2 protein-coding genes and 1 pseudogene are annotated in these 2,744 nt (G+C 55.8%); all 3 read right to left on the reverse strand.

The features are described from left to right. Positions 1-186 (reverse strand): annotated as a pseudogene (locus WCE46_RS10595) (hypothetical protein); the annotation flags it as partial. Positions 187-207: 21 nt separating this feature from the next. Then, positions 208-1,506, reverse strand: a complete 1,299-nt coding sequence (locus tag WCE46_RS10600) for a COG1361 S-layer family protein (RefSeq protein ID WP_424733690.1) — start codon at positions 1,504-1,506, stop codon at positions 208-210. Between the two features lie 30 nt (positions 1,507-1,536). Continuing rightward, a partial coding sequence (locus tag WCE46_RS10605) for an efflux RND transporter permease subunit (protein WP_424733691.1) occupies positions 1,537-2,744 on the reverse strand: 1,208 nt, incomplete at its 5' end.

The following is a 2,744-nucleotide window of genomic DNA, read 5'->3' on the forward strand; positions in this document are numbered from 1 at the left end:
CTGGACGTCGCTGCCGGCCTGATACTGGTTCGTCCCGGCGATATACGCCGTCAGGTTCGGGGTGCCGTCCAGGTAGTTTGTCCCGGCGAGCGCCGGCACTACGAGGAGGGCGGATAGGATTATCAGGCTTATTATGGGGATTCGTATCGATATTATCCCGTCAGAAATTTTTGTTACAGTGAACATAGGTGCCATTATTTTTCCTCTTCATCGTTTTTTTCGCATCACAAGCACGTAGTACCCTGCGCCGATCAGGACGAGCACGATAAGGGTAAGGGCAGCGGGGAGCTGCAACGGTCCCTCTGATGCCGGCTGCGCAACAACGGTAACCGGTGCTTTGAAGGTATCGGAGATCTGGCTGTTATCGAGAGCGTCGCGGTACCTGATCTCGGTATCGAGGGCATAGGTCCCGGGCGCAGCCCCGCTTGCGGCAGTTATTGCGTACTGGGCAGTCACATTCCCGCCGGGCGGGATATCCCCGAGATACGCATTGGTGTCCGAGCTTGACAGCGGATCAACCGCCGAGAGCCGGGCCTGCGCCTGGTTCGCCGTAACCGATCCCGCATTCTGGTAGACTACGGTGATCACGCTGGTTGATCCCTGCGTAACGACCGCCGGGGGTGAAACCACAACAAAACTGAGTTTGTTTTCCACCGGCACACCGACGGTATCGATCACCGAGGTCACCGTGTCGCCCTCAGCGTTTGTATAGGTCACGTCCACATCGATGGGGTAGGACTGCTGCTGCGCATCGCTGGAAACAGCGACCTTGTACAGGCAGGTGACGATCCCGTCTCTTGGGAAGTCCCCGATATAGACATTATCATCAGTCGGGATCACGGCGCTGTTACCGTGTCTTTTAATCGTGACCGTGGCCTGTTTCCCGTCCTCGTAGCCGATGTTCTTGATCGTCAGGTTGACATATCCTTCCATTCCCGCGACAAGGTCCGGTGCGTCAGCGTTGAGCACGGCAATCTGGACAACCGGTTTAATTTTAATCGTCAGAGGGATCGTCACGGTAACCGGGGTGTACTGGTCCTGGATCGTTTCACTTGTCGGCTGGTAGGCAAGGCTGTTGGAGAGGTACTTGTACTGGACCGTCAGAGGTATGGTGTATTCGCCGAGCGTCGCGTCCGAGGTTATCTTCGCAGTAAAACTCGCGGTGGACATCCCTGGACTCTGGAGATCCCCAAGGTTCTGCGGGTCGGTCGTGATGTTGATCGGAGCGCCCCCGGATGAGAGGCCCGCCGTGACAAGTTTTGCCGTGGTGGGGAGATCGTCCCGTGTCAATGTGCTCTGATCGATAAATACCGCCGCATTTGTTCCGCTGTTCTGGATGACAACCGTTATCGTGGCATCCTGTCCCGGGGAAAATTCGTTTACTCCGGTGAGATATGCCGTTATTTCCGGGGTTCCCCCCAGATATTTGTCCGCACCCAGCGCGGGCATGCAGCAGCAGACGACTGCTGCGAGGATCAGGAGGGCAACTGTGTAGTAGTATTTCATGAGATATACCTTCTGCAATACATTTTTTGATTAGTCTGGAGTCTCTGTTTTCACAAGTCTCCCGGAGTCGACGTGTGGAGGTATCTTTCTTTTCTCCATCCATTCGGTGAACTGTCCCATGAGGGAGAGCACGGCGGGCATAATGAAGATTGCGCCGATAAGCGAGAACCCGACGGCGATGAGGGTACATATCCCGAAGTTGCTAATGATGGGGAAACTGGCGAGGCAGAGTGCCGAGAACCCGAAGAATGTGGCGAGTCCCGAGACCGTAATCGCGGTCCCGATCCTGTTCACGCTCTCCTGGATGGCGGCGATATGGTCATGCAGGCGCTCCTCCTCTTCGGAGTACCGTTCCATCACGAGGATGGTGTATTCCGCAGCCACCCCGATGGTCATCGACCCGAGGGTTGCCGTCATCGGGGAATAAGCAATACCGAGCAAATACATCGTCACCGAGTTCCATCCGACGACCAGAACGATCGGGATGAGCGGTGAGATAGCGTGGACGTGCCGGTACACGAGGGCCAGGAACACAAAGCTCAGCCCGAAGCCAAGGTAGGTCATGTCATCCTTGGAGGAGGACATCCCTCCGATGAGGGTGGTCATGATATCGAAGCTTCCCACGGGCTGGACAGTGATCCCCGGCGGAGGCTGGAGGAAGGCGATATCACTGACCATCACTTTCTTGAGATCCTCTTCCTGAGGGATCTGGAGATTGATCATCCCGAAGTGAATAACGCCCCGCGTTGACCCGCTGATATACTGGTCTTTTACGCCGGAGGGTATTTTGTCGAGCACCCGGTCGAGCTGGCTCTGGGTCTGGGGCATCTCCCCGTTGTTATAGGCAAGAATGTATGTCACGATACTGGTCGATGAGGTCAGTTCCGAATGTCTGGACAGTTCGAAATCCTGGAACGATTTCATCCATTGTATCGTATCGAGGTCTGTGACCCGGCCGCCTTGGACGTAGAAATCAGCGGTACTGGTGGAGCCGAGAACCCGTGTGACCTGATCCATCTGGATCTTTGCCGGCATATCGCTCGGGACGAAATTGTTCTCGTTTGCCTCAATCGGGATAAGCGGGTCGATCTGGAACCCGATCACGGCGATAAGCGCTGCAATAAGGAGTATCGGGACCGGGTTTTTCGCGATCTTGACTGAAGTGCTGGTGAGGAACTGGCCATAGGACCAGGACGTTTTCTTTTGGGCCGGGAGCGTGTTGCAGGCATCATCGCCGA

The organism is Methanoregula sp. (assembly GCF_049690535.1).
In the GTDB taxonomy this organism is placed as follows: Archaea; Halobacteriota; Methanomicrobia; order Methanomicrobiales; family Methanospirillaceae; genus Methanoregula.

Bases quoted from the DNA above. Each gene is read 5' to 3' on its own strand.
- WCE46_RS10600 (WP_424733690.1), bottom strand. From the start codon at position 1,506: ATGAAATACTACTACACAGTTGCCCTCCTGATCCTCGCAGCAGTCGTC.